Genomic DNA, 22,362 nt, shown 5'->3' with positions numbered 1-22,362 from the left:
CTCAGCGCGCCTGTTTCTTGAGAAGAACAATACCCAGCACCATCAGCACCGGAATGGTTATCAGCAACATCAGAAAAGGCATGCCCAGATCAGAGAAGCTGAGCGCTTTCGAGAACGTCCCGCGCGAGATGGTGGTGAAGTAGGTTGTCGGATAAATCTGACCGATCAAAGCCCCTGCACCACGCAAAGAAGAAACCGGATCAATGATACCCGAATATTGCACGGCAGGTATCAACGTCATCAAGGCGGTGCCGAAGATAGCGGCGATCTGACTGTTCATGAAAGTGGAGAGCACCAGCCCCATGCCTGTTGTGATAATCACATAGAGCAAGGCAGCCGTTGAATAGGTCAGAAAACTGCCGGTAAACCGCACCTGAAAGATGAACACTGCGAAGGCGGTCAGCATCAGGAAGTTGAAGAAAGCCAGCCCGATATAAGGCAGCTGCTTACCCATCAGAAACTCGAATTTCGTGACCGGTGTCACGTAGAAATTGATAATCGAGCCCAGTTCTTTTTCGCGCACAACACTCAGCACCGAGAGCATGGCCGGTATAACCAGCAGCAACAGCGGAATAACCGCTGGCACCATGGCTACCAGACTTTGCACATCCGGATTATAGCGATAGCGGATTTCCATATTGAAACTGGTGAGGGCCGTGGTGTTGCCATAGAGCTCGCGGGCTTTTTGCGACAACCAGTTGAGATGCGTGCCCTGCACATAACCCTGAATGGTTTCTGCCCGCGTCGGCATTGCACCGTCAATCCATGCGCCGACTTCAACAGGACGTCCATGTTCGACATCGCGGGCAAAGTTCGGTGGTATCTCAATCGCCAGACTGATCTCGCCGTTTCGCATGCGCCGGTCGAGATCGTCATAATCAAGGATCGGATCTTTTTCGATAAAATAGCGTGAGCCGGAGAATTGGAGGATATAGTCACGACTGATCGTTGTGTCGTCGCGGTCAATCACTGCAAAACTTAAGTTATTCACGTCGAGATTGATACCGAAACCGATCACAAACATCAGGATAACACTGCCAAGCATTGCCAGTGTGGCGCGGATCGGATCGCGCCGCAGTTCCAGCGTTTCGCGTCTGGTATAAGCGAGCATACGGCGCAGATCAGGCATCCAGCTTGCAGACGGAGCCGGAAGCTCTCGTACCCGTTTTACTGTTTGTGCTGTCTGTTCTGCAACTGCTGTATGGGCAGGTTGCGGCGCAGGTGCGGTTTCGCCAATGGCATCTTCAAGATAGCCGATGAACGCCTCTTCCAGTGTTGCTGCCGAACAGCTGGCAGTGATTGCAGCCGGTGTATCACTGATCAACACTTTACCGGCATGCATCAGGGAAATCCGGTCACAAAGCTCTGCTTCATTCATGAAGTGGGTGGAGACGAAAATCGTCACATTATCCTTGCGCGAAAGATCGGCGAGGATTTGCCAGAAGGCATCACGTGCCACTGGATCAACACCGGAAGTCGGCTCATCGAGAATGAGAATATCCGGCTGATGGATCAGGGCGACCGCGAGAGACAAACGCTGACGGATACCGAGCGGCATATCATCCGGGTAAATATCCATCATCTCGGTCAGATCGAAACGCTGTGAAAGCTCTGTAATACGCTGTTTGGTTCTGGCCTCTTCCATGCCGAATAATTTGGCGTGGAGTTCCAGATTGTGATGCACAGTCAGTTCTGAATAGAGCGAGAAAGCCTGTGACATATAGCCGACACGACGGCGGATATCGATATCTTTGGTATCAACTTCACGGCCAAACAGGCGGGCAATACCATCACTTGCAGGCAGCAAGCCGGTCAGCACTTTCATGGTCGTGGATTTGCCGCAACCATTGGAGCCGAGGAAGCCGAAAATCTCGCCGCGCGGAATACGGAAGCTGACATTATCAACGGCTGTGAACTTACCAAAACGCACGGTGACATGCTCGGCTTCAATGGCAATATCCGTGATGCTTTCATCACGCGGCGGGATCACCACCTTATGATGGTCTTGGCGCAGTTCTTCCGGCAATAAGGCGATAAAGGCATCATCCACATTCGATGTGCCGGTTTGTTGCATCAGCTCTTTTGGTGTGCCACTGGCGAGGATCTGCCCGTCATTCATAGCAATAAGCCAGTCGAAACGCTCGGCTTCTTCCATATAGGCCGTGGCAACAATCACGCTCATACCCGGGCGATCTTTGCGGATATCGTCGATCAGCTCCCAGAACTGGCGGCGCGACAGAGGATCAACGCCGGTGGTCGGCTCATCAAGAATCAGCAGGTCAGGATCATGGATCAGCGAACAGCAAAGACTGGTTTTTTGCTTCATCCCGCCGGAGAGTTTGCCGGCAGGACGATCCGCAAAGGGCGACATGCCGGTGCGTGCCAGCAAATCCGTAATTCGGCGCTCACGTTCATGCTTGTTATGGCCGAATAATCTGCCGAAGAATTCAATATTCTCAAAGACCGACAGGGTCGGATATAGGTTTTTACCCAGCCCTTGCGGCATATAGGCAATACGAGGAAAAGCGGACTGGCGATGGCGCTTGTCAGCAATATCCCCGCCCAGCACGTCAATGCGCCCTTGCTGCATAATACGCGCACCAGCAACCAGTGACAGCAAGCTGGATTTCCCCACGCCGTCAGGGCCAATGAGGCCGATCATGCGACCAGTCGGAATATCCAGCGTCAGATCACACAGGGCTTGTTTGGCGCCATAGGTCAGGCTGACATTCTGTATGCGGACGACAGGTTCATCGTCCGCGCTGTTATCGCTCGCCAGATCCATGTTCATTGTACAGGTTCCGCAAGGTTCTGTGGCCATGTGGCTTCAGAGTTCAGCTTAACATAGACAGTGCCCGGCAGACCGGTTTTGACCTGCTGAATATGTTTTTGCAGCAGTTCCTGCGGGATTTTGGCTTTTACGCGAAACACCAGCTTCTGGCGCTCTTCTTCCGTTTCAACGGATTTCGGCGTGAACTGGGCAACGTCGGCAACAAAACTGATTTTGGCCGGAATAACAAATTGCGGTGCAGCATCCAGAACGATACGGGCTTCAGCACCGATTGCGACCTGTCCGGCCTGTGCAGTTGGCAGGAAGAACGTCATATAAACATCGCTCAGGTCAACCAGATTGAGCACACGGCCACCGGCAGCAATCACTTCACCCGGCTGGGCAATACGATATTGAACGCGACCCGGTTTGGGTGCTTTCAAACTGGCATCATTGATCTCAACGGCAATTGTTGCAATCGCGGCTTTAGCAGCATCAACGGCTGCTTCCGCATCAACAACCTGCGCTTTGGCGGCGCTAATACCGGCTTCAGTTGCAGCCAGCTGCGCTTTGGCAGCACTTACGGCCGCTTCAACGCCACGGGCATTGGCACGGTCATCATCGAGAATTTGCTGGGAGACAGTACGGGATTCATTCAGCTGCTGCGAGCGTACCAAGCGGCGCTGCGCGGCATCTAGTTGTGCTTCGCGTTGTGCGATGATGGCAGCAGCTGCTTTTTGTTCTGCTTCACGCTGTGCTACAAGGCTACGGGTTGTTTCAATACTGATTTCTGCACGGCGCAACTGTGCTTCAGCCTGACGACGCTGGCTTTCGGCCTGATCGGTATCCATCTGCGCCAGAACATCGCCGGCATTCACAAAATCACCCTCATCCGCCAGAATTTGACGAATACGACCGGCACTTTTGGTGGAAATGTCGACCTCAACGGCTTCAATACGTCCATTTCCGGAGGCAATGCCTTCGGGTAGGTTGTCATTATTCAGTTGTTGCCATGTATAATATCCGCCTCCAGCAAGCAGGACTGTAACGACAACAAAAGTGTATTTCTTAAACCGAATCAATTTGCTTTTGATCATTTACTATGCCTGAGTTTATATGAAACTTTGTCTATGAGGTGTTATATGAATCAATAAATGTCATTGATTGCAGTCAATACTGTTTATTTCTTTTTGTTGTAATAAAAGTTACATTCTGCCCCAAAAAGCATCATTTTTTATTTATGTTGGTTCCAGTCTAAATCGGACAATATCTGTGCTATTATGGATTGAGTTTCTTCTTTTTTGACGCATGACGTGATCCTAGGCAATAATGGAAGCGATATTTGGATATGAATTTTGCAAGACCAATTAAAGGCCAAGGTAGATCAAATGATTGCCGATCTGGACTTTAATGGCGCAATGACCTTCGCCGAACAGCATACAGCGAGTCGTGCGACTCTACATAAACGTCTTGAACTTGAACCTCAGGAGGAAGTTCTTATTGTTGTGACTGAAGTCAGTGGATGGCCAGTTACTCGACATGTCGATCTCTATCCGCGCACCCTTACTCGAATTGAACAATCCAACAACAAGCTTGCCCATTTGTGCGATTGAACGGGCTGTACAAGCGCGGAACGGTTCATGGTAGTAAATCATTCATTTGCCTTCCCCCCCTCTGTGCGCCTCTGCATCGCGACGTCAAGGGGCAAAGAAAAGGTACCTTACCCCATAGGCAAGCTGTGCGGTCACGCTGCACCCCTAAATATGAGCGTTTTCCAAATTTGGAAAATCGGAGTTTGCTTTGCATTTTGAGGAAAATCGAAATGGCAAAAAAGGCCACAACATCTTCGACCTCGTCCGCAATCATCGACCTTACGGGTGAAGAAATGCTGTCAACGAGTGGGGCATCTTCACTGTTGGGTATTACATCTCAATGGCTTCGTCAGCTATCGGCGAATGGTTATATCCCCGTGGCAATCAAGGGAAAGTACCCACTGGTTGCTGTTGTACAAGGTTATGTCCGCTCCCTTAAAGACGAGGAACGAAGGTCATCTAAAGCAGCAGCCGACAGCGGCCTTAAGGCCGCACGGCAAAGAGAGGTCGAACTCCGGATCGGGAAAGAGGAAGGTCGTCTCGTCGATATGGAAGACGTTGAAGCCGTCGTCTCAAATGTTTTTGCAACACTACGCGCAGAACTTACCGGCATCCCCGTAGCGGTAACGCGCGATGTGAAATTGCGCGCGGAGATTGAGAAGGGATTAAATGGGGCGTTTGCTCAATCACAAGGCAAGTTCAGAGAAGCGGGTGAGGCTTTACGATCTGGCAGCGATCTTTTGGGAGCCGGCGGAGAAAACGACTCCTGACAAATGGGGGGGGGCGGAGAACTGCGTCTATCCGTCAGCATAACAATATCCTAGAAGGTGGGAATACTGCCTGTAATAAACTAATATGAGAGGTGCTTTATGGCTAAAGGTCGTCTTGATAGTTTAATGGATCAATTGGGCGTTAAATTGGTGCCTACCTACCGGCGCAGAGCGCGCGGCCAGAGCCATGCACGGGGCACAATGAAAGCCATAAGGGACGCACACGGCGAAGGTCATTTGGTCTTTGTTGTGAAAACCATAAAGCAAAGCGCCGGTAATATTGATGAGCTGTGGTCTGAAACAATCGGTGCAGTCTCAGACATAGTGCTGCAGCGCCCAGATTGGGCAGAGAGGCGTGCTGGTGACTTTATGGCGGCTTTTGATCAGATAGACCTTGCCGTGCTCCGTGGTCGCTCTCTAGCGCTCAGGCCGTGGCCGGTACGCGGGACACTACGCACATTGATACTTTCGGAGCTTGAAGGATTGCTTGCGCCAGTGTGTGCGGCGTAGTTTATTCTGTAGCCAGTCGCCCCAACTGAAAGCACTCATGCGACCTACAAAAGCGAGAAAGCACGCCACACGGCAACCTCGAAGGAACCAGTCGCCATTTCAGACGAGAGGCCTATATTCCAGCCCTATACGCGCCACACAGAAGCGGAGCTGATCGAGATAGGGCAATTCTCATCCAGAATAAGCTATCGCTTCCGCACGGCGAATTTGGGCCGTGGGTACGCGATAAGACCGGACTGCCATATGAGACCGCGCTGAATGCCATGAGACTGGCGCAAGTGGCTTAAACGGCGTTCGTGGCTTTCTGATCGGTGAAGGCTTGAAGTCGCTATGACCGGTCAGCAATAAAAAAGCCGCCCGACTGGAACAGGGCGGCTAATCAGTTATTTATTCTAAGGCCGTTCCACTTTGGTAATAAGAATATTCTTTAACGCTCCGTACTGCTAACAAATTTGAAAGCACTACATGAGATCCGACCATCGGGTGATATTCTGTCTCTATTGTTTGCGCGCAGGCTCGAAACAATCAGATTTCTTGTGGCAATATCTCGGCACATATCTACTAAAATAAACGGGACTGGTCTTTTCTCATCTTCGAGAAATATCCGTCCTTTGTATGTGTTGATGTTATAGCTACTGATCCGGCCGAACATATCATTTTGGTTATCGGAAGTCAGGAATGGGCGAAATTCGTACCAACCTTGGACGCATCTCCCACTCCATCATTTTATGGTGCGGACTTTTACTGAAATTTGAGTAAAAGGTATCACTGAATTGATGATGCCCCAAATTTAGGGCACGTCCACAAATTGTGGATGAACAATTCAACTTCCTTAAATTGAGGAAGTTGAATTACACTATTCGTTGGGCAGGTGAATTCCGCAAGCAGATTGTGCCGCAATAGGGGACTCGAAATGATCTTGTAACTTCTGATAGTCGCCGCCCCAAGTTATCCGCCAGCAAGTTGCCGCTCAAGCTGGCATGTCAGGCCAAACCAAATCTGGTTCGGCTGAATTCAACCCTTCGATTTGAGCGAAAGGTTGCTCAGTCCAAATCTGGGCTGAGTGTCACAACGATTCGACGGGGCATGTTGCACGGCATGTCGCGTGGAGCTACCGTGTACCAGTGTAACTCATTGAAATTTATAGAATGCCATTTGCAACACGATGCGACATGAAATTTACATCATGTTCCAGCTACGTGCTTTATAACTATTTGATTTTGTTTTGTAATTTTTTGGTAGCGGAGGACGGATTCGAACCGCCGACACAAGGATTATGATTCCTCTGCTCTAACCTACTGAGCTACTCCGCCCCACGATGCTTCAGAGCTTTTCAGCTGCTTCGCGAAGCAATGTTCTCGTTGGGAACGGGGGTCGTATAAGTCGGTATGCGCATAGCTGTCAAGCACTGTTATGCATTAATCGGTATTGAAATCCAACTTTTGCAAAGTTATTGAGTTTTCAACAAGCAAAGGCAGGAAAATATGGCACCGCGTATCGCAGTTCTCGGTTGTGGCTATTGGGGCAACAATCATATCCGCACTCTTAAAGGTCTGGGCGCACTCGTTGCTGTCAGTGATATTGATCCGGCACGCTCCGCAAAATTTGCTGCGGATTATGATGTGGCGCAAATCAGTGTTGATGATCTTTTTGTTTCAAAAGACATCGATGCGATTGTTATGGCGCTGCCTGCGCAGTTTCATGCGCAATATGCCATCCGCGCCGTTGAAAACGGCAAGGATGTGCTGGTTGAAAAGCCGATCGCTCTGACTGTTGCGGATGGTGAAGCCGCAATACAGGCGGCTGAGAAGCATAGCCGTGTGTTTATGGTTGGTCATATTCTGCGCTTCCATCCGGCATTCGAGAAATTGCTGGAACTGGCACAAAGCGGTGAACTCGGCAAAATCGGTTATATTCAGGCGCATCGCATTGGTCTTGGTAAGTTCCACGGTCAGAATGATGCGCTTTGGGATCTCGCACCGCATGATTTGTCGATGATTCTGGCGCTGACCGGCTCTGAGCCTTCCGCTGTGCGTGGTGAAGGTGCGGCAATAATCGATCATTTAAGCGATTTTGCCCATCTGCATATGGAATTCCCGAATGGTATTCGCAGTCATTTGTTCGCTTCACGCCTGAACCCGATCATGGATCGCCGTCTTGCGGTTGTCGGTGATAAGGCGATGGCTGTTTTTGACGATGCTGAGCCGTGGGAACGCAAGCTGACCCTGTATCGTCATAAAGTCTGGCAGGAGAACGGGCAGATCGCATTCACCAAGGCTGATCCGGAATATGTGCCGGTACAGGAAGGCATGCCGCTGACTCGTGAGCTGGAACATTTCATTCATTGCATTGAAACGCGTGAAACACCGCGCACCAATGGTGAAGAAGCTGTGAGTGTGTTGCGGATTTTGACCAAAGGCACTGTGAACCATCCGGTACGCTAACCGGAATCACAGATATTTGAGATATCCGGCTCTTTGTCATGCTGACGGTACTGATAGATTGGCTCATAGTCTGAGGGGCTGAACGGGATAATCAGACTGTATCTATGTGGACAGACTGCAGGATGCGAATAAAACAACGCGATTGAGCGGCTTTTCTGGTATAAGAACCGGCGAGCCGGTCTTCGCGACTGCTGTGCGGAACAAGGGAGACGCGATGTTCCGCCATTGCTTCAAGCTGTGTTACATTGTTTGCCAAACAGTGAAGAATGCACCATGGCGAAGTCTCTTATGAGGGACTACATACTACTCGATTCGCGGGTGTGCGCGTGCATGATGCGGATCAATTGATATTGGAGCCGACATGCAATTCATTGATCTTGTGAGCCAGCGCGCTCGCATTGAAGACCGTCTTAACGCTGCTGTTCTTAAAGTGGTCGCGGAAGGCAAGTATATTCTCGGACCTGAAGTTGCTGAGTTTGAGAAGCAGCTTGCTGATTATGTTGGCGTCAAACATGTTCTGGCCTGTGCCAATGGTACAGACGCATTGCAGATGCCGCTGATGGCTATGGGCGTCGGCCCCGGCGATGCAGTTTTCTGCCCGAGCTTTACCTTTGCAGCAACCGCTGAAGTGGTGGCGCTGGTTGGTGCGGAAGCGGTTTTTGTGGATGTCGAAGAAGACACCTACAATATGAATGTGGAACAGTTGCAGGCTGCTATTGATGCAGTGCGCAAGGAAGGCCGTCTGACACCAAAGGCGATCATTCCGGTTGATCTGTTCGGTCTGCCTGCTGATTACCGTGCCATTATGGCAATTGCTGATAAAGAAGGCCTCAAGGTTATTTCCGATGCTGCCCAGTCGATCGGCGGCAAGCGTGACAATGCCATGTGCGGTTCTTTCGGTCATGTCGGTGCAACCAGCTTCTACCCTGCCAAGCCGCTCGGCTGCTATGGCGACGGCGGCGCAATCTTTACCAATGATGACGAGCTGAACGATGTTCTGCGCTCCATCCATTTCCACGGTAAAGGCGAAACCCAGTATGACAATGTGCGCATTGGTCTGAACTCCCGTCTGGATACAATTCAGGCTGCGGTTCTGCTGGAAAAAATGGCTATTCTCGAAGACGAAATGGAAACCCGTCAAAAGGTTGCCAATCGTTATGCCGAAGGCTTGGGTGACATTGTTAAAGTAACCCGTCCGGCTGCCGGTATCCGTTCCGCATGGGCGCAATATTCGATTGAAACCGAACGCCGTGATGAGCTGAAAGCCCATCTGCAGGCGAAGGGGATTCCTTCGGTTATCTATTATGTGAAGCCGCTGCATCTGCAGACTGCTTATAAGCATTATATGGTAGCACCAGGTGGTCTGCCGGTGTCTGAAGCTCTGCCTTCACGCATTCTCAGCCTGCCGATGCATGCTTACCTCTCCGAGGAAGATCAGGAACGCGTAATTGCTGCGATTCGTGAGTTCCACGGTAAGTAACCGGAATTTTCCGCTTTCAGTTATGATCTTAAAGGCCGGATGGAAACATCCGGCCTTTTTGCTGTTTCAGGCGGGCAGTCAGTGTGACTGCAAATTAAAATATGAATTGAAAATTCATATTATCGGGTGTTAGCTGCAGATAACCCGCCGGTTTTAATCGGCAGAGACTGCAGGAGAGATGATGAATAAGCCTGTATTTATTGCACAAACGGAAGTTTCCTCCGCGCAGGCAGAGATAATTTTCGAAAATCTGCTGCGTGTTTATGGCGAACATTATGCCGTGGAGCGCACAGGGAATGAAGGTACAATTCCGCTGCTGATGGGTGTGGCAAAACTCAGGCTGGAACAGGAGCGTTTTACCGTAACCGCCGAGGCTGCCAATGAAAGCGATCTGTCTTATCTGAAATTTGCTGTCGCGGAAGGTATTGTCCACCATGCGGGAGCCGAAGCTGTGAGCTTCCGCTGGGAAGGCGACGGCGCGGGCGAGGGCAGCCTGCCACCGTTTTTCCGTGAAATGAAGGTCATTGCCGTGCGCAATATTACGCCGCATATGCGCCGGATCAGATTGCAGGGCGATGATCTGGGGCGTTATGCCAGCGGCGGGCTTCATATCCGCCTGATATTGCCGCCTAAACCGCCGCTCAAACCAAAATGGCCGCATCTGGGTGCTGACGGTCGTCCGGTCTGGCCGGATGGTGAGCACCGTCTGCAAAACCGTGTCTATACAATCCGGACCATTGATGTTGAGCAGGGCTGGGTTGATATTGATATGGTCGTGCATCCCAGCACGGTTGAAGCACCGGGAACAGAATGGGCCATGCAGGCGCAGACCGGTGATATTATCGGCATGACCGGCCCCGGTGGCGGGGATATGCCTGCGGGTGATGATTTTATTCTGGTCGGCGACGAGACTGCCTTACCCGCTATTTCCCGTATACTGGAAAGACTGCCGGCGACGGCATCGGCAATCGTGCGTATTGAAGTGGCCGACAGTGCCGAAGAGCAGCTACTGGAAACTCAGGCACAGCTTGATCTGAAATGGCTGCATCGTAATGGTGCGGAAGCCGGAACAACAACGCTGCTGATCGATGCGGTAAAGCAGGCCATACCGGTGCAAAGCGAAGGGCGCCGGTTATTTGCATGGGCTGGCTGTGAGTTCGATGCTTTTAAAGCTATTCGCGGCTTCTGGCGTAAAGAATGCGGCCTGAAACGCGATGACCACATGGCGGTTGCCTATTGGCGGCGTGGTGTTACGGATGACCATTAAGCGGATGGCTTTGGCTGTGTGATTTCAAGGAAAGCTACTGCCTGACGTTAAGGCGACCTGTGTGCCAGGTCCGGCACACGACGCTCTCATGTCAGGCTGTGATCTTTTTAATGCGTCCGGCCAGACTTTTCTGTTTTGATGCTTTTGCTTTTTTGGTGCTTTTGGCTGGAGCATCCGGTTCTGTGTCCGGCTCTTTCAGCAATGTGTGGATAGGGGAGGTTTCACCTTCCTGAGCAGCTGTTCTGGCAACCATTTCAGCAGCGAGATCGCTGATGGTTTCCCGTAGCTGATTATCTTCATCACTCAGCGTCCGGCTTTCATTCTCAGCGGATTTTTCGCTGGAGCGCATGGTTTTGCTCTGTCGTTCGAGTTTTTCCTGCGCATCAGAGAGTTCTGAAATCAGACGATGCAGTTTCTCCTCAAGCGCCTGATTACGCTGTTTCTCGCTTTCAAGAGATGTTTTCAATGATGCCACCTGAGAAGCCAGTTCTGACTTCAAGCTGTTAAGTTGTTTCTTTTCCTGCCGCAGATCGCCTGCCTCACGCCGCAACCGGTCTGCTTCGCTTTCACGACGGGAGACCTCTTCACGCAGCGTATCACTGAGATGGCTCAGGGCTTCATTCTGGCGTTGCATCCGGCCGTTTTCCTCAAAGGACGCCTGCTGTTTCTGCTGAAGCTTTTTCATCTGCTCCTGCGCAGCGTTTAAAGTCTGCCGGTCGTCTTTCTGCTGTATTCTGGCAATTTCAAGCTCCTGCTGCAAAGGCAGAATCTTCTCAATTTCATGACGATCCGTGCTGATTTTCAACAATGCCTGAGTGTGCTTCTCGCGGATTTCCGAGGCTTGCATTTCCGCTTTACGGAGCGCAACGGCATGGGATGCACGCAGCATATCCCTGTCGGCTTCAATGGCTGTCAGCGAAAGCGGCAGCTGGGCATTCATCTGTTTTTGCCACAGATAATTCGCGCGTCGCCAGAACAATGGCGCTGCCAGCAAAATCAGAAAGACTGCGCATAAAAAGCCCAGCAGGAAAACCAGTACGGATTGTATCACGATCTGCCGATCTCCGGTGCTTTCAGATTATGACATGAATGCATGAAATTTAAATCATTCAGAGTGCATCCGGTATGATTTAACCGGATTGCCGCTCTGTCCCTTTGACTGAATGCGTATCTGATCCGCAAAATATACGGGATGCGCCTGTAAAAGAGAGAATTTTCCAATTCTCTCTCCGGTCATATGTCTGCGCTCAGAACGGGTTCCATGTCGCGCTTGGTGTCAGCTTGAGATAGCCGATATTGACGCCGAGACGGCCACCGACACCGGTACGGATCGGTACCAGCAGAATATTGCCGCGCTTCAGCACATTAAAACCTGCACCGGCAATAATATAGGCAGAGCCGGAAACGCCCGCATAGCGGCCATAGAGCATGTTTACATCATCAAGATTGTAAACCAGCATCATGACGCGCGAACCCTGACCGCCAAAATCCCAGCCAAGGGACGGCCCCTGCCAGTAGGTTTTGTGATCGCCGGCATTTTTGGTATAGAGCGTGCCTTCACCGTAAGTGAGGCCGCCTACAAAGGCGCCGGAACCTTCTTCACCCAGAATATAGCCGTTTGGCAGGCCGTAACTCTGGAACGCTTTTTCAATGGCGGAGGCAATGCCGCCTGAGGTTGAGCCAAAGAAACGATGGCCGGAGGCAACAATTTCCTCCATGCTGAAGCCTTCATTGGCTTTGGCCTGCTGCGGTACGACGCTGATCAGAGCCAGTAATCCCATTATGACCGATGCAATATGCATGCGGAAAGAGGACAGGTTTAGGGTAGCCATAAAAAAATCCTTCTGGCTGCTTGGCTCATTCTGTCTGACGGGACAATGAGCGCCCTGAACAGGCGCTGTTGTCCGTATTTCCAAACATGCGCAAATGATTACTACACATGCTTAAATCCCTGTCCGGAGTCGCAATTCTGATGATTGCTTTATCCGGTATGTATCTTGCCGGAACAGCAGGATACGGTGGTTTGGCGAAACGGCTGTTTGATTTTTATAGCCTTCCGCACGGATATGACCCTTATTGTAGCGTCAAAAACCTTGTCGAATTGTTTATATGAAAAATTGTCCTTTCAATGGCTTAATGAAAAAGCATTAAAGCTGTTTTTGTCCTGTTATTTGGTAATCATTAAGCCTATTGGCGCATAATCGCGGCACAAGGATGCCATGGCGTCCTGTTATCAGTTTATGTTCCGGTGATTCGTTTTGCGATGTGCCAGATTTTGCCCGCAAGGCTGAGCCGGAACTTTGATCGAAGCCTGCCGGCAGGCAGATATGAAATTTGGAGATGCAATCAATGTCCTTGCCTGTTGTTCTTTCCGCGGTTGATCTCGGCGCATTGCTGTGCAGCCGCATTTGCCATGACATTATTTCACCGGTCGGTGCGATTAATAATGGTCTGGAATTGCTGGAAGAGGGCGGTGCGGATGAAGATGCAATGGCGCTGATTGCTGCCAGCGCGCGTAATGCGTCTGCCCGTCTGCAATTTGCCCGTATCGCTTTCGGTGCTGCCGGTTCTGCCGGAGTGCAGATTGATACAGGTGATGCACAAAATGTTGCCACCGCTTATATGGCGAATGAAAAGCCTGAATTTACCTGGACCGGCAACCGCGCTTTCCTGCCTAAAAATCAGGTGAAACTGCTGCTGAACCTGATCCTGATCGGTATTTCTTCCATTCCGCGTGGCGGAAATCTGGATGTGGTGCTGGAAGATGCGGAAACCGATCCGAAAATCAGCATTAAAACACGCGGCCGTATGCTGCGCGTTCCGCCGAAATTTAAGGAATTGCACGACGGTATCATTCCGGATGAGGCAATTGATGCGCATTCCGTGCAGCCTTACTACACGCTGTTGCTGGCACAGGAAGCCGGTATGGAAATCATTATTGATGTGAGCGAAGAAGAAATCGTCTTCCGTGCGCAGAAAGCAGAAGTCGAACCGGCTTTTCAGGGCGATGTGCCTGAAGCCGATGACGGCACACTCGCCGCCGATGCCGGTACACTGGCTGACGATTAATCAGCTCTGACTCTCAGTTAAATTTGAAAGCCGCGCAGTTTTGAATTGCGCGGCTTTTTAATATTGCTGACACAGGGCAATAAAAAACCCCGCTGAAGCGGGGCTTTTTGAAACCTGAATTGCATAAGAACTTATGCGATTTCGCGGTGATCCATGCTGTCCTGATCGCGCAGCACATAGCCACGACCCCAGACAGTTTCAATATAGTTCTGGCTGCCGGAAACAGCATCGAGCTTCTTGCGCAATTTGCAGATGAAAACGTCGATGATTTTCAGTTCCGGTTCGTCCATGCCACCATAGAGGTGGTTGAGGAACATTTCCTTGGTGAGGGTTGTACCCTTACGCAGGGAGAGCAGCTCCAGCATCTGATATTCTTTGCCGGTGAGGTGAACGCGCTGGCCGCCGACTTCAACAGTCTTGGCATCCAGATTAACGATCAGATCGCCGGTGGTGATAACAGACTGTGCATGGCCTTTCGAGCGACGAACGATTGCGTGAATACGGGCAATCAGCTCATCTTTATGGAAAGGTTTGGTCATATAGTCGTCAGCGCCGAAACCGAGGCCGCGAACCTTATCTTCAATGCCAGCCATACCGGACAGGATGAGGATAGGTGTCTTTACCTTGGACAGGCGCAGTGTGCGCAGCACTTCATAACCTGACATATCCGGCAAGTTAAGATCGAGCAGAATGATATCATAGTCATAGAGCTTACCCAGATCGATGCCTTCTTCGCCCAGATCTGTCGTATAAACATTGAAGCTCTCTGACTTGAGCATCAACTCGATGCTTTGTGCGATTGCACTATCGTCTTCAATCAAAAGAACGCGCATCTTCAGAATCCTTTTTTCCGCCGCTTAACCTGATCCAGCAGTTAATTGCCTAACAGCACTCGCTTTGAACCAAGTCTGCCACCGAATGGTTAACAAAATATGATTCTCATTGGCAATAGTAAATATGAGTCTTATAGAATTTTCAGTTAACTAATTGAATTTACAGGATAATCACTCGAAAAATTTCTTAACAAATTAGTTTAAGAAATCGTTATAAGTGACTCATTGGATTCAAAGTTTTAATGTTGCTGAAAAAACACAGTTAATTTACCTAGCCTTAAGTCCTAACGGCTATGATTAACGCTGTACGTAAAGGAATGGTTACCAAAAGCCCGAAATCTTAATTTTTTGTTTCGAAATTAAGTGATTTCTTTGCGTAGAGGGTGGTCGCAGGCAGCAAGTGTTGAAAAATTGCCTGGGAACTTGGTGTTCAAGGAGTAATGCGTATGAAGCCACGTGAGAGTCTTGTCCGGCTGAAACTGTTTCAGGTTAAAGAAAAGCGCCGGCAAATTGGTCAGCTGGACCTGATGATGGGCGAGTTTGAGCGGATGGCCGGTGAGCTTGATGCGCAAATCCAGTCAGAAGAGCGTAAAGCAGGGATTACGGATACCACGCATTTTGCTTATCCGACCTTTGCCAAAGCTGCCCGTCAGCGCCGCGACAATCTTTTTGATTCGATCCGCGATCTGACCGCTCAGAAAGAAGCGGCCGAAGCCGAACTTCTGGAAGCCGAAGCCGATCTCTCCCGCGCCGAAGCCCTCGAAACCCGTGACGGCAAGCTCAAAGAGATTGAAGAGGCTCCGGTCTACGATCGTCGCGTCATGATCGGCTGAAGATTTCGGCTCTGATGGCCTGCAAATGGCAATTTTCTCCGCTTCCGATGCTCACGTACTGTAAGTACGCTCCGCTTCGGGGCTCGAAAATCACCATTTTCGTCTCATCATAACCAAAATCTGACCGGTTCTGCTTCCTCGGGCATGATGAGATACAGTTTTACAAATGCATAATTCCTTAAACCACACGGTCTAAGGAATTATGCATTTTTTTGTTTTTGGATTTGGGGATTGTTGGTGAGGTTTGTTTAAGCCTCTGAAAACAAAGAAAGCCGGAGAGCAGAACTCTCCGGCTTGATCTGTAGAATGCGCCGCGTACGGCATATCCTTATTTTGTTTTCATCAGCCCTTAAAAGAGGGGAGATGAAATTAGTGTCTGTATTGTTGAATGCGTGTTGTCCGCAAACCGGCGAGACCATGCTCGTCGATGGACAACTGCCAAGACAGAAACTCTTCGACTGTCAGCGTATAACGCTGACAGGCTTCCTCAAGACTGAGGAGGCCGCCGCGTACAGCGGCAACAACTTCAGCCTTGCGGCGGATAACCCAGCGCCGTGTATTCGACGGCGGAAGATCTGCAACGGTGAGCGGACTTCCGTCCGGACCGATGACGTACTTTACTCGTGGTCTTACCAGATCGGTCATTGTACTCTCTACACAACACTCAAGGACCTAATCACGCTTCACGATAGCGTCACAGCTTTAAAAAAGAGCTAAGCACTCGGTAAGGCTCTGGTAATAAATAATAATTTTCATTAAAGATTATGTAGAAAGAGCTTGAGAACGCCATATTTAAGCCGTTTTGAGGCTTTTTTACTCGTTTTCGGCTCAAAATATTTTATTAAAAAATCTCCTTTTCCCTGCGGCATCTTGGCAAGGCGGGTTACAATGGCCTATATAAGGGGAGAATTTGAAGCAAGATATCGGGCTTTGACCCCGGATATGGACCTAATCATGAAACTGAACAGCCTCGATTTGCCGGGAAAGCCGGAAAATACGCGCATTGTTGTTGCAATGTCAGGGGGCGTTGATTCTTCGGTTGTTGCCGGTATTCTCAAGCGTGAAGGCTATGATGTTGTTGGTGTAACCCTTCAGCTCTATGATCATGGCGCTGCCGTGCACCGTGCCGGTTCCTGCTGCGCAGGACAGGACATTGAAGATGCGCGCCGCGTTTCCGAAAGCCTTGGTATTCCGCATTATGTACTGGATTATGAAGCGCGCTTCCGTGAAGCGGTTATCAATCCTTTTGCCAACAGCTATGTGAGCGGTGAAACGCCGATCCCGTGCGTTGCCTGTAATCAGACTGTAAAATTTGCTGATCTGCTGGCCACAGCGCGCGATCTGGGCGCGGCAGCGCTTGCGACCGGTCACTATATCCGCAGCGGTGCAAACGGCGCTCACAGAGCTCTATTCCGCCCAGTTGATGCGGATCGCGACCAGAGCTACTTCCTTTTCGCCACCACGCAGGAGCAGATCGATTATCTGCGCTTCCCGCTTGGTAATCTGCCAAAAGCGCAGGTTCGTGAAATGGCTGAGGAAATGGGGCTGACTGTTGCCAAGAAGCAGGACAGTCAGGACATTTGCTTTGTCCCGCAGGGTAAATATTCCGATATTATTTCGCGCCTGAAGCCGGAAGCGGCGACACGCGGCCATATCGTGCATATTGACGGTCGTGTTCTGGGTGACCATGACGGTATTGTTCATTATACGGTTGGCCAGCGCCGCGGTATTGGTATTGCGACCGGTGAACCGCTTTATGTTGTGCATCTCGATGCTGCCCATGCACGCGTTATTGTCGGCCCGCGTGAAGCGCTTGAAACACATAAAGTATTCCTGCGTGATATGAACTGGCTCGGTGACGGTCCGCTTGCTGATCTGCCAGCGGAAGGTATGGAAGTCTTTGCCAAGGTGCGTTCAACGCGTCCGCCAAAGCCTGCTGTTTTGCATCATGCGGACGGTCAGACCTGGGTTGAGCTGATTGATGGTGAGAGCGGTATCGCTCCGGGACAGGCCTGTGTGCTCTATTCCGACGACAGCAATACGGCGCGCGTATTCGGCGGTGGTTTTATTGCCCGTTCCGAACGTGCTCCGGAAGCCGAAAAAATGCTGCGTGAACTGACCGGCAATGGCGCAGGAGCGACATCAGGCTCAGTGTCCGCAGCCTGAGCTGCATATGAGTGTTGAAGACTATGATCCGGAGTAAACAGATGAATGATACATTTGTTTGCTCCGGATTATTTATGTGCTAAACTTATCTTCAGAATATATATGCTTGCAAAGCTGTGTTTTGGATATATTCATCGCTCCTGTGATTGCGATAACCTGTCAGATAAGTATTTCATCTTGATCTGATATAGCCGGCATCAAAAAACTCCTGAAATACACGGCACTTGAGTAACAGCCAGAAGCTGAAGCCAATATTTTCAGAATTGATACGCTTCATCAATAAAATTGAGCTTAGATTTTCACCCGGAAAAGAGTGTTGAAATTCATATATTTGATGATTTATTGAACTGATAATTTAGAATTTAATAATTCTATTTCAGGTTGTATGTATCCAGTATTCTGTTCAGTCAATTGATGCTGAGGTTTTGCGGCATTGCCCGCGTTACAGTGAAATGATTTGTTTGTTTCCGGTGGTATGAAACGAGCGGCTTCAGTTTGAAATCAGGTAGTTTAATCAAAATTTGCGCGGCTCAGGCAGGATAATGCGATGCCGGAGGCTGTCGCTACATTCAGGCTGTCAAACCGGCGGGACATAGGAATGCGGGCGCTTTGCAGGGAGGTAAGCAGATGCTGCGGCAGTCCTTCGCCTTCAGTGCCCAGCAAAAGCGCGGTTCGCCCATTTACAGGCAGATCATAGAGCGATTGCGGGCTTTGCGGTGACAGTGCAATGAGGTTGATGCCCGCCTCGGCAACGGTTTTTACAATATCGTCAATCTTGCCATTGTGGGCATAGGGCATTTGTAATGTTGCGCCGACTGAAACACGGATTGCTTTACGGTAAAGCGGATCGCAGCATGTTTCATCCAGCATTACGCAACTGGCTTCAAAGGCGGCGGCATTGCGGAAAATTGATCCGATATTGTCATGATTGGATATGCCGCAAAGTATCAGGATAAGGGCATTATCCGGCAAATTCTCTATGAGATTCTGGATGTTATGAAGGGTTTTTCTTTGCCCTACAGCGAGAATGCCACGATGGACATTGAAGCCCGCAATCTGATCCATATCGGATGGCGAAACTGCATAAACAGGGACGTGATCCGGAACCAAAGGCAAAATATCCTGAAGGCCGGCCAGTTTGTTTTCGGTGATAAGAAGAGATTCAGCTTCAAACTGCGATGAATTCAGCAGAACGCGTAAGACGACCTTGCCTTCTGCAATGAAGCGGGACTCGCGCCCTGTAAGGTCTTTTTCTTTAATATTGAGATAAGCGCCGAGGCGCTTATCTGCTAAGTCATTAATAAATATGACGGAATTATTTTTAGTCTGATTATGCATCAGTTCAGTTTAAGCAAACGCTTCCCGTCTTTTCTCGCTGCGTGCCAGATACAGACTGCCTAATGTTGAAAGCACCAGCTCAATATGCGGAGATGAAACAACATAGTAGATTGTCTGGGCGTCCCGTCTTGTGGAAACAAGATTGAGTGCGCGCAGTTTTGCAAGGTGCTGTGATAATGCAGACTGGCTGAGGTCGATTGCTTTTGCAAGACTCCCCACAGACATTTCATTATGCAACAGCTTGCAAAGGATCAGCAGCCTTTTATTATTCGCCAGAGCCGACAGGAAGTCGGCAGCCTGATCCGCGTTATCGACAAGATTTGCGTAGATATTATCATGTTTCATGTGCAGTCCTACCCCCGTATGACAGCAATTTTGATAGTGCGCTTATAAGAAAGAAATCAGCGCACTATTACAACTACCAATAGAATTGATATTTGCAAGAATTATATTAAAACGTACAGAATAATTACTCTTTAAGGGAGTGATAAATCGATTTCAAAATTATTTGTTTATTTTATATTTAGTGATTGCTAAAATATTGAAAATGTCATTTTAAACTAAAATATTAATAATAAATATTGGCGCTTTGGGTAAGAAAATAATCGTTGAATTTCAAAATTTATGAGCAGGCTTTTGAGTAAGTACACATTTTTGTGATCTTGTTAATTTAGAGTATTGATAGAGAAAAAATCTAAGTCAAACACAGGCAGATAAGACGAAGCTCAATCCAATTGAGCTCCGCCATGTCATTTAAAAATTATCATTTAAGACGCAAATGTCGCATGCGGGACATAGGGAAAATCATCGATATTTATTGCGGCAGTACAATATCTTCGGTTTTTAAGTGGAAAGCTTTTCCGAAACCACCATTGAGGCCGGCACTTTCCACATTGAGGCGGAAAATAACAAAATCGCCGAGATCAATATAAAGTTTAACTTTAGGGCGTTTTTCGAGGAACAAATCCCGCAGGCGCTGATATCCCTCCTGACCACGCATGAATTTCTCTGCTGAACAGGCAAGGGTAATACGCGGATGAACCAGCGGATCACCTTTATCGGCCGGTTCGCCAAGCAGTAGCGAACAGACAGGATTGGCATCCAAGGCCGGTGTATGGGTGGCAAGACCGGATGCCAGAAGCAGGGGAGTGTTATCCGTATCGGTGGTGATTGCAACGCGTGTTACACTCGGACGGCCGGTTGCCGGATCAAGTACTGCGAGTGAGCCGTAAGTAGCATTTGTAATCAGCTGAACAGCGAGTACACGTGCTTCTTCTGTTGTCTGCTGGATGACGTCTTTCTTTTCACTCATAATCCTGCCTCATTTTCCGTGTCTTGTCCTGATCTATCAATAGCTTGCGTAACGTCCGGTACTGTTCCGATTCTGACAGGAACCGGCGCAAACAGGCTGATTACTAGCAGCTAATCACAAAAAAATCCTGCGTGCTTTGTGAAATTGAAACGGTTGAAAAGCCGAAATTATCATTAAAAATCAAATATATATTTTTTATGTCTAATTATGGAGCGGAATTATTTTTTCTGCGCCGTTGACCAAGACGTAAATTCAACTTGCCTTTTTGCCGCGCAAAATGCTTCTTTACGCCTCAGACTGCGACGTGAGGCGTTGCAGCTTGTTATCGGGTGGAGGCCTATAATGAAATTTCACACTAAACTTCTTGCTGCGACTGCGCTGACCGCTGCCATGATGGCGGGTTTTTCCGGCGCTGCATCCGCAAAGACGCTGGTATATTGCTCGCCGGCATCGCCGGAGGGATTTGATCCGGCACCTTATACAGGTGGTGATACTTTTGATGCGTCTGCGCATCCGGTTTATAACCGTCTGGTTGAATTTGAGAACGGCACAACTGTTGTTGAGCCAGGTCTCGCTGAGAAATGGGAAGTGTCCGAAGATGGTCTGGAATATACATTCCATCTGCGTAAGGGCGTAAAATTCCAGACAACGGATTATTTTACACCGACCCGTGATTTCAATGCCGATGACGTTCTGTTCTCATTCGACCGTCAGCGTAACAAAGACAATCCTTGGCACCAGTATACTGCCGGTATTTCCTACGAATATTTCGACAGTATGGAAATGGGCACGCTGATCAAGGATATCGTCAAGGTTGACGATAATACCGTTAAGTTCGTGCTGACACGTCCTGAAGCACCATTCCTCGCCAATATTGCGATGCCTTTTGTATCCATTATGTCGAAAGAATATGCGGACAAGCTGGACGCAGATGGTAAAAGAGAAAACCTTAACCAGTTCCCAGTGGGTACCGGTGCGTTTACTTTTGTAGCCTATCAGAAAGATGCGGTTATCCGCTTCAAAGCGAACCCTGATTACTGGGGTGAAAAGCAGAAAATCGACGATCTGGTTTTCGCAATCACAACCGATGCTGCAGTTCGTGCGCAGAAGCTGAAAGCCGGCGAATGCCATCTGATGTCTTATCCGGCTCCGGCAGATATCAAAGGCCTGCAGGCTGACAGCAATCTGAAGGTTGATGAACAGGCCGGTCTGAATATTGCATATTTTGCATATAATACGCTTGTTGCACCTTTCGATAAGCCGGAAGTGCGTAAGGCACTCAATCAGGCTGTGAATAAGCAGGCGATCATTGACGCCGTGTTCCAGGGTTCCGGTCAGGTTGCCAAAAACCCGATCCCGCCGACAATGTGGGGTTACAATAACGCGATTGAAGACGACAAATATGATCCTGAAGCCTCGAAAAAGGCTCTGGAAGCTGCCGGCGTTAAAGATCTGAAGATGAAGCTTTGGGCTATGCCTGTAAGCCGTCCTTATATGCCGAATGCACGTCGTACAGCTGAGCTGATGCAGGCCGATCTGGCCAAAGTCGGTGTAACAGCTGAAATCGTTTCGATGGAATGGGGTGAGTATCTCAAGAAGTCGGGCGAAAAGGATCGTGACGGTGCGGTTATCCTCGGCTGGACCGGTGATAATGGTGATCCGGATAACTTCCTCGGCGTTCTGCTCGGCTGTTCCGGTGTTGGCAGCAACAACCGTGCACAATGGTGCTACCAGCCATTTGAAGATCTGATCCAGAAGGCCAAAGTGACTTCCGATCAGGCAGAGCGCGTTAAGCTTTACGAGCAGGCACAGGTAATTTTCAAGGAGCAGGCTCCTTGGAACACACTGGCACATTCCACAGTCTATGTGCCGATGTCTGCCAAAGTTACGGGCTTTAAGATGAGCCCGCTCGGTGATTACCGTTTCGACGGTGTTGATATTTCCGAGTAATTCTTAAAAGGAGAATGACCGGGCGCTG

The 22,362-nt window shown here is 49.5% G+C and carries 20 protein-coding genes, 1 tRNA gene and 1 pseudogene; 11 read left to right on the top strand and 11 right to left on the bottom strand.

What is annotated here, in order from left to right; genetic code table 11:
• Nucleotide 1: 1 nt before the first annotated feature.
• Together rbbA and KHQ09_RS12775 are read right to left on the bottom strand one after the other, a co-directional pair.
• Nucleotides 2–2,785 (bottom strand): ribosome-associated ATPase/putative transporter RbbA, encoded by a 2,784-nt coding sequence (gene rbbA, locus KHQ09_RS12780; protein ID WP_213599988.1) that lies wholly within the window; start codon nucleotides 2,783–2,785, stop codon nucleotides 2–4.
• A gap of 2 nt (nucleotides 2,786–2,787) precedes the next feature.
• Nucleotides 2,788–3,867: an HlyD family secretion protein gene (locus KHQ09_RS12775; RefSeq protein ID WP_213598584.1), complete on the bottom strand. Its 1,080-nt coding sequence runs from the start codon at nucleotides 3,865–3,867 to the stop codon at nucleotides 2,788–2,790.
• A gap of 291 nt (nucleotides 3,868–4,158) precedes the next feature.
• Here KHQ09_RS12775 and KHQ09_RS12770 point away from each other — a divergent pair, with 291 nt between their 5' ends.
• The 3 genes from KHQ09_RS12770 (at nucleotide 4,159) to KHQ09_RS12760 (ending at nucleotide 5,642) form a co-directional block, all read left to right on the top strand.
• Nucleotides 4,159–4,383 (top strand): hypothetical protein, encoded by a 225-nt coding sequence (locus KHQ09_RS12770; RefSeq protein WP_139316401.1) that lies wholly within the window; start codon nucleotides 4,159–4,161, stop codon nucleotides 4,381–4,383.
• A gap of 209 nt (nucleotides 4,384–4,592) precedes the next feature.
• Complete coding sequence (locus KHQ09_RS12765) at nucleotides 4,593–5,132, top strand: terminase small subunit (protein WP_213598582.1); 540 nt, start codon at nucleotides 4,593–4,595, stop codon at nucleotides 5,130–5,132.
• Nucleotides 5,133–5,231: 99 nt separating this feature from the next.
• Nucleotides 5,232–5,642: a hypothetical protein gene (locus tag KHQ09_RS12760; RefSeq protein WP_022709461.1), complete on the top strand. Its 411-nt coding sequence runs from the start codon at nucleotides 5,232–5,234 to the stop codon at nucleotides 5,640–5,642.
• 427 nt (nucleotides 5,643–6,069) lie between these two features.
• Here the strand turns inward: KHQ09_RS12760 and KHQ09_RS18640 are convergent, their stop codons facing one another.
• A complete protein-coding gene (locus KHQ09_RS18640) occupies nucleotides 6,070–6,294 on the bottom strand; it encodes a DUF7947 five-stranded beta-barrel domain-containing protein (RefSeq protein WP_445482805.1) in 225 nt (74 codons plus the stop codon).
• Nucleotides 6,295–6,878: 584 nt separating this feature from the next.
• A tRNA-Met gene (locus tag KHQ09_RS12755) sits at nucleotides 6,879–6,955 on the bottom strand.
• Between the two features lie 171 nt (nucleotides 6,956–7,126).
• Here KHQ09_RS12755 and KHQ09_RS12750 point away from each other — a divergent pair.
• The 3 genes from KHQ09_RS12750 to KHQ09_RS12740 all read left to right on the top strand — a co-directional run bounded on the left by KHQ09_RS12750 (nucleotide 7,127) and on the right by KHQ09_RS12740 (nucleotide 10,833).
• Nucleotides 7,127–8,086: a Gfo/Idh/MocA family protein gene (locus KHQ09_RS12750; RefSeq protein WP_213598580.1), complete on the top strand. Its 960-nt coding sequence runs from the start codon at nucleotides 7,127–7,129 to the stop codon at nucleotides 8,084–8,086.
• A gap of 361 nt (nucleotides 8,087–8,447) precedes the next feature.
• Nucleotides 8,448–9,566: a DegT/DnrJ/EryC1/StrS family aminotransferase gene (locus KHQ09_RS12745; RefSeq protein ID WP_213598578.1), complete on the top strand. Its 1,119-nt coding sequence runs from the start codon at nucleotides 8,448–8,450 to the stop codon at nucleotides 9,564–9,566.
• A 178-nt stretch (nucleotides 9,567–9,744) separates the two neighbouring features.
• A complete protein-coding gene (locus KHQ09_RS12740; RefSeq protein WP_238481793.1) occupies nucleotides 9,745–10,833 on the top strand; it encodes a siderophore-interacting protein in 1,089 nt (362 codons plus the stop codon).
• A gap of 91 nt (nucleotides 10,834–10,924) precedes the next feature.
• On the opposite strand, the gene KHQ09_RS12735 is transcribed toward KHQ09_RS12740, so the two are convergent.
• Both KHQ09_RS12735 and KHQ09_RS12730 read right to left on the bottom strand, forming a co-directional pair.
• On the bottom strand, nucleotides 10,925–11,884 hold the full coding sequence (locus tag KHQ09_RS12735) for a coiled-coil domain-containing protein (RefSeq protein WP_213598574.1): 960 nt from the start codon (nucleotides 11,882–11,884) through the stop codon (nucleotides 10,925–10,927).
• A 196-nt stretch (nucleotides 11,885–12,080) separates the two neighbouring features.
• A complete protein-coding gene (locus tag KHQ09_RS12730; protein ID WP_213598572.1) occupies nucleotides 12,081–12,665 on the bottom strand; it encodes a DUF1134 domain-containing protein in 585 nt (194 codons plus the stop codon).
• Nucleotides 12,666–12,805: 140 nt separating this feature from the next.
• On the opposite strand from KHQ09_RS12730, the gene KHQ09_RS12725 reads away from it, so the two are divergent.
• The gene (locus tag KHQ09_RS12725; protein ID WP_213598570.1) at nucleotides 12,806–12,946 is read left to right on the top strand and encodes a hypothetical protein; all 141 of its coding nucleotides are present in this window, start codon (nucleotides 12,806–12,808) and stop codon (nucleotides 12,944–12,946) included.
• A 236-nt stretch (nucleotides 12,947–13,182) separates the two neighbouring features.
• Nucleotides 13,183–13,809: pseudogene (chpT, locus tag KHQ09_RS12720) on the top strand (histidine phosphotransferase ChpT); the annotation flags it as partial.
• Between the two features lie 224 nt (nucleotides 13,810–14,033).
• Here chpT and ctrA read toward each other — a convergent pair.
• On the bottom strand, nucleotides 14,034–14,735 hold the full coding sequence (gene ctrA / locus KHQ09_RS12715; protein WP_022709454.1) for a response regulator transcription factor CtrA: 702 nt from the start codon (nucleotides 14,733–14,735) through the stop codon (nucleotides 14,034–14,036).
• Between the two features lie 446 nt (nucleotides 14,736–15,181).
• Here ctrA and KHQ09_RS12710 point away from each other — a divergent pair, with 446 nt between their 5' ends.
• Nucleotides 15,182–15,568, top strand: a complete 387-nt coding sequence (locus KHQ09_RS12710) for a flagellar export protein FliJ (protein ID WP_213598568.1) — start codon at nucleotides 15,182–15,184, stop codon at nucleotides 15,566–15,568.
• A 369-nt stretch (nucleotides 15,569–15,937) separates the two neighbouring features.
• Here the strand turns inward: KHQ09_RS12710 and sciP are convergent, their stop codons facing one another.
• Nucleotides 15,938–16,213 carry a CtrA inhibitor SciP gene (gene sciP, locus KHQ09_RS12705; RefSeq protein WP_075655983.1) on the bottom strand — a complete coding sequence of 92 codons (276 nt, stop codon included), beginning with the start codon at nucleotides 16,211–16,213 and terminating at the stop codon, nucleotides 15,938–15,940.
• A gap of 309 nt (nucleotides 16,214–16,522) precedes the next feature.
• Here sciP and mnmA point away from each other — a divergent pair, with 309 nt between their 5' ends.
• The gene (gene mnmA / locus KHQ09_RS12700) at nucleotides 16,523–17,734 is read left to right on the top strand and encodes a tRNA 2-thiouridine(34) synthase MnmA (protein ID WP_213598566.1); all 1,212 of its coding nucleotides are present in this window, start codon (nucleotides 16,523–16,525) and stop codon (nucleotides 17,732–17,734) included.
• A gap of 510 nt (nucleotides 17,735–18,244) precedes the next feature.
• On the opposite strand, the gene KHQ09_RS12695 is transcribed toward mnmA, so the two are convergent.
• The 3 genes from KHQ09_RS12695 to KHQ09_RS12685 form a co-directional block, all read right to left on the bottom strand.
• Nucleotides 18,245–19,072, bottom strand: a complete 828-nt coding sequence (locus tag KHQ09_RS12695; protein ID WP_213598564.1) for a TrmH family RNA methyltransferase — start codon at nucleotides 19,070–19,072, stop codon at nucleotides 18,245–18,247.
• Nucleotides 19,073–19,081: 9 nt separating this feature from the next.
• Nucleotides 19,082–19,417: an ArsR/SmtB family transcription factor gene (locus KHQ09_RS12690; protein WP_022710093.1), complete on the bottom strand. Its 336-nt coding sequence runs from the start codon at nucleotides 19,415–19,417 to the stop codon at nucleotides 19,082–19,084.
• A gap of 469 nt (nucleotides 19,418–19,886) precedes the next feature.
• Entirely contained in the window at nucleotides 19,887–20,384 is a 498-nt protein-coding gene (locus KHQ09_RS12685) for a HugZ family pyridoxamine 5'-phosphate oxidase (RefSeq protein WP_022710094.1), read from the bottom strand.
• Between the two features lie 342 nt (nucleotides 20,385–20,726).
• On the opposite strand from KHQ09_RS12685, the gene KHQ09_RS12680 reads away from it, so the two are divergent.
• Entirely contained in the window at nucleotides 20,727–22,334 is a 1,608-nt protein-coding gene (locus KHQ09_RS12680) for an ABC transporter substrate-binding protein (protein ID WP_075655989.1), read from the top strand.
• Nucleotides 22,335–22,362: the final 28 nt, after the last annotated feature.

It is taken from the genome of Pseudochrobactrum algeriensis (assembly GCF_018436245.1).
Taxonomy (GTDB): Bacteria; Pseudomonadota; Alphaproteobacteria; order Rhizobiales; family Rhizobiaceae; genus Pseudochrobactrum; species Pseudochrobactrum saccharolyticum.
The sequence above is the reverse complement of the archived record's forward strand: the minus strand, read 5'-3'. Positions and strand labels throughout refer to the sequence as shown.

Excerpts from the sequence above, each read along its gene's own strand:
- KHQ09_RS12770 (WP_139316401.1), top strand. The coding sequence starts at position 4,159 with ATGATTGCCGATCTGGACTTTAATGGCGCAATGACCTTCGCCGAACAG.
- KHQ09_RS12685 (WP_022710094.1), bottom strand. The coding sequence starts at position 20,384 with ATGAGTGAAAAGAAAGACGTCATCCAGCAGACAACAGAAGAAGCACGT.
- rbbA (WP_213599988.1), bottom strand. The coding sequence starts at position 2,785 with ATGGATCTGGCGAGCGATAACAGCGCGGACGATGAACCTGTCGTCCGC.
- ctrA (WP_022709454.1), bottom strand. The coding sequence starts at position 14,735 with ATGCGCGTTCTTTTGATTGAAGACGATAGTGCAATCGCACAAAGCATC.
- KHQ09_RS12725 (WP_213598570.1), top strand. The coding sequence starts at position 12,806 with ATGATTGCTTTATCCGGTATGTATCTTGCCGGAACAGCAGGATACGGT.
- KHQ09_RS12775 (WP_213598584.1), bottom strand. The coding sequence starts at position 3,867 with ATGATCAAAAGCAAATTGATTCGGTTTAAGAAATACACTTTTGTTGTC.
- KHQ09_RS12750 (WP_213598580.1), top strand. The coding sequence starts at position 7,127 with ATGGCACCGCGTATCGCAGTTCTCGGTTGTGGCTATTGGGGCAACAAT.
- KHQ09_RS12765 (WP_213598582.1), top strand. The coding sequence starts at position 4,593 with ATGGCAAAAAAGGCCACAACATCTTCGACCTCGTCCGCAATCATCGAC.
- KHQ09_RS18640 (WP_445482805.1), bottom strand. The coding sequence starts at position 6,294 with ATGTTCGGCCGGATCAGTAGCTATAACATCAACACATACAAAGGACGG.
- KHQ09_RS12730 (WP_213598572.1), bottom strand. The coding sequence starts at position 12,665 with ATGGCTACCCTAAACCTGTCCTCTTTCCGCATGCATATTGCATCGGTC.
- KHQ09_RS12680 (WP_075655989.1), top strand. The coding sequence starts at position 20,727 with ATGAAATTTCACACTAAACTTCTTGCTGCGACTGCGCTGACCGCTGCC.
- KHQ09_RS12745 (WP_213598578.1), top strand. The coding sequence starts at position 8,448 with ATGCAATTCATTGATCTTGTGAGCCAGCGCGCTCGCATTGAAGACCGT.
- KHQ09_RS12710 (WP_213598568.1), top strand. The coding sequence starts at position 15,182 with ATGAAGCCACGTGAGAGTCTTGTCCGGCTGAAACTGTTTCAGGTTAAA.
- KHQ09_RS12690 (WP_022710093.1), bottom strand. The coding sequence starts at position 19,417 with ATGAAACATGATAATATCTACGCAAATCTTGTCGATAACGCGGATCAG.
- sciP (WP_075655983.1), bottom strand. The coding sequence starts at position 16,213 with ATGACCGATCTGGTAAGACCACGAGTAAAGTACGTCATCGGTCCGGAC.
- KHQ09_RS12695 (WP_213598564.1), bottom strand. The coding sequence starts at position 19,072 with ATGCATAATCAGACTAAAAATAATTCCGTCATATTTATTAATGACTTA.
- KHQ09_RS12760 (WP_022709461.1), top strand. The coding sequence starts at position 5,232 with ATGGCTAAAGGTCGTCTTGATAGTTTAATGGATCAATTGGGCGTTAAA.
- mnmA (WP_213598566.1), top strand. The coding sequence starts at position 16,523 with ATGAAACTGAACAGCCTCGATTTGCCGGGAAAGCCGGAAAATACGCGC.
- KHQ09_RS12740 (WP_238481793.1), top strand. The coding sequence starts at position 9,745 with ATGATGAATAAGCCTGTATTTATTGCACAAACGGAAGTTTCCTCCGCG.